General features: G+C 63.6%; 2 protein-coding genes. Both read right to left on the reverse strand.

Translation table 11 applies throughout. The annotated features are described in order from the left end of the window. Positions 1–93: 93 nt before the first annotated feature. Positions 94–843: an IS21-like element helper ATPase IstB gene (gene istB, locus K5E40_RS34195; protein WP_024264895.1), complete on the reverse strand. Its 750-nt coding sequence runs from the start codon at positions 841–843 to the stop codon at positions 94–96. Then, positions 821–2404 carry an IS21 family transposase gene (istA, locus tag K5E40_RS34200; RefSeq protein ID WP_024264894.1) on the reverse strand — a complete coding sequence of 528 codons (1584 nt, stop codon included), beginning with the start codon at positions 2402–2404 and terminating at the stop codon, positions 821–823. Before istA ends, istB begins: the two co-directional genes overlap by 23 nt. Between the last annotated feature and the right edge of the window lie 231 nt (positions 2405–2635).

Below are 2635 nucleotides of genomic sequence, written 5' to 3' on the forward strand. Positions count from 1 at the left end.
TGCGTATTTCGCTCATCGTGACCGGTCATTTCGCTAACAACGTGACCGGTTTCTCCACCCGATTGCGCGGGGTCTAAATTCTAACCGCATCGGTCACGATGCCGCTTCTTCTTCCGTCTTTTTACGTCGCAGCGACTCACCCTTCATCACGATTCGATACGCGCTGTGCACCAGCCGATCCAGCAAGGCGTCGGCCACTGTCGGATCGTTGATCCAGCCGTGCCAGTGATCGACCGGAAGTTGGCTGGTCAGTACCGTCGACCGCGAGCCGGCGCGGTCGTCGATCACTTCCAGCAAGTCGTGCCGGGCATTTTCTTCCAGCGGCGCCAGCGCCCAGTCGTCTAAAATCAGCACGTCGACTTTGGCCAGTTGTTGCAGCGTGCGGCCGAAGCTGCCGTCGCCGTGGGCGATCCGCAGTTGTTCCAGCAGGCGTGGCGTGCGCAGGTAGAGCGTGCTGTAGCCTTGGCGGCAGGCCTGGTTACCCAAAGCGCAGGCGAGCCAGGTTTTGCCGACGCCGGTTGGGCCGGTCAGCAACAGGTTGTGCTGTTGGCGGATCCAGTCACCGCCGGCCAGGGTTGCGAGCTGGCGTTCGTCCAGTCCTCTGCCTTGGCGGCGGTCGAGGTCTTCCAGGCAGGCGCCGGCGTATTTGAGTTTGGCTTGTTTGCGCAGTCGCTCCAGGCGTTTGTTGTCGCGCCAGGCCAGCTCGCGGTCGAGCAGCAGGCCGAGCCGCTCATCGAAGCTCAAGCTGTGGCTGGCTGGCAGTGTCCACTGCTCTTCCAGCGCCTTGGCCATGCCGCTGAGGCGCAGGTGGTGCAATTGATTAAGCGTGTGTTGCGTCATCATTGAACAGCTCCTTTTGGGTGTAATAGTCGGCACCGCGCACGTTCTCGTGGCAGGCGGGTTGAGCGGCGGTGACCTTGGGCAGCGGTTGCTGGTCGAGCCCTTGTTTGAGCAGGTTGCGTACGGTGCGGCTGTTGAGCGCGCGCAGTTGCACGGCGCGGCTGGCTGCCGCCTCCAGACGCTCGTTGCCATAGTGGCGAGCCAGCGAGAGCAAGCCCAGGCAGGAGCGGTAGCCCATCTCCGGATGGGGTTTGTGGGTCAGTTGATGTTCGACGATCTGCCGGACGTGCGGGCCGATCCGCTCGCCCCAGTCGAGCAGGCGCTGAGGCGTCCAGTCGCGATGGGCCTTGTGCGAGGCCGGCATGTGTTCGCTCTGGGTGCTGTAGGCGCCGCGCCGCGGGAGCAACAGGTGGCTGGCGACTCGCCGGTGGCCATGCAGGATTTCGACGGTATGGGCGCTCACTCTGGCGTCGACGCTTTGCCGGGCCAAGGCCGAGGGCACGCTGTAAAAGCCGCCATTCACTTCGATGTGGTAATCAATGTTGACCTTGCAGCGCTTGAAGGTCACGACCTCATACGGATGCGCCGGCAGCGGCCTGAGCGCTGGCTGGTCGAGTTGCTCGAACCAGTCCCGTCGGCATCCGTCGAGCTTTTTGAACGGGCGTCGGTTCAAGTCCTCCAGCAAGACGGCGATGGCCTGATTGAGCGCATGCAGGCTGAAGAACTGCTGATGCCGCAACCGCGCCATGATCCAGCGCTCGACTACCTGCACCGCTACCTCTGCCTTGGCTTTGTCCTGCGGCTTGCGCGGGCGCGCCGGGAGCATGATGGCGCCGTAGTGCTGGGCGCACTCCAGTGCCGCGCGGTTCAGACCCGGCTCATAACGGTCAGGCCGGGCAACCAGGGCGCGAGGGTTGTCCGGGACGATCATTTCGGGGACGCCACCGAAGTAGCTGAGGGCCTGGCTCAACGCCGTCAGCCAGTCCACCTGGGTCTCGCCCGGCGTGGCGCACGCGTAGGTGTAGTTCGAGGCGCCGAGGGCTCCGACGAAGATGTGGGCCTGGCGGATCTCGCCGGTGGCGGCGTCGATCACCGGCAGCGTGGGCCCGGCGTAGTCGATGAACAGCTTTTCGCCCGCGCGGTGCTGCTGGCGCATCGAACGTTTGAGCGTCCGTGCGTAGCAGCGGTAATGCTCGACGAACTGGGTGTAGCGGTAGGTTGGCTGGTCGGGATGAGCGGCGGTGTATTCCTCCCACAGCAGTTGTAGCGTCACGCCTTTGCGACGTAGTTCGCGGTGCAGGGTGATCACGTCGGGCAACACGCGGTCGCCGCGTGTGTGCACGACTTTGGCGGCCGGAATCAGGGCGGCGCCAAGCGCCGCCTCATCCAGTAGAGCCAGCGCGGGCCACTCGATGCCGGTGTCGCGCGCCGCCTTGATGTACTTGCTGACCACGCCCTTGGACAGTTGCAAGGCGCGGGCGATCTTGTCGTGGGACAGGTCGGCCTCGAACTTGAGGCGCAGGCATTCTTTGATATTACGCATGGCTACTCGCTGCGCCGCCATCCTTCGATTCCCCGAAATGGGACTGAGGGTGGCGGCGCGTCAGGTCATGCGCAACGGAGTGGAGGGTATTTCGCTAACAGCGTGACCGACCATTTCGGTAAGAGCGTGACCGGCTGTTTCGGAACAGGCGGAAAATCGGTCACGTTGTTAGCGAAATGAGCGGTCACGCGTTAGCGAAATGGTCGGTCACGATGTACCGAAACGGGCGGTCACGATAGGCCGAAATACGCA

Source organism: Pseudomonas baetica (genome assembly GCF_019733355.1).
GTDB lineage: Bacteria > Pseudomonadota > Gammaproteobacteria > Pseudomonadales > Pseudomonadaceae > Aquipseudomonas > Aquipseudomonas baetica_A.

What these genes read in the sequence shown, in the direction of transcription:
- istA (WP_024264894.1), bottom strand. Translation starts at nt 2,404, where the DNA reads ATGGCGGCGCAGCGAGTAGCCATGCGTAATATCAAAGAATGCCTGCGC.
- istB (WP_024264895.1), bottom strand. Translation starts at nt 843, where the DNA reads ATGATGACGCAACACACGCTTAATCAATTGCACCACCTGCGCCTCAGC.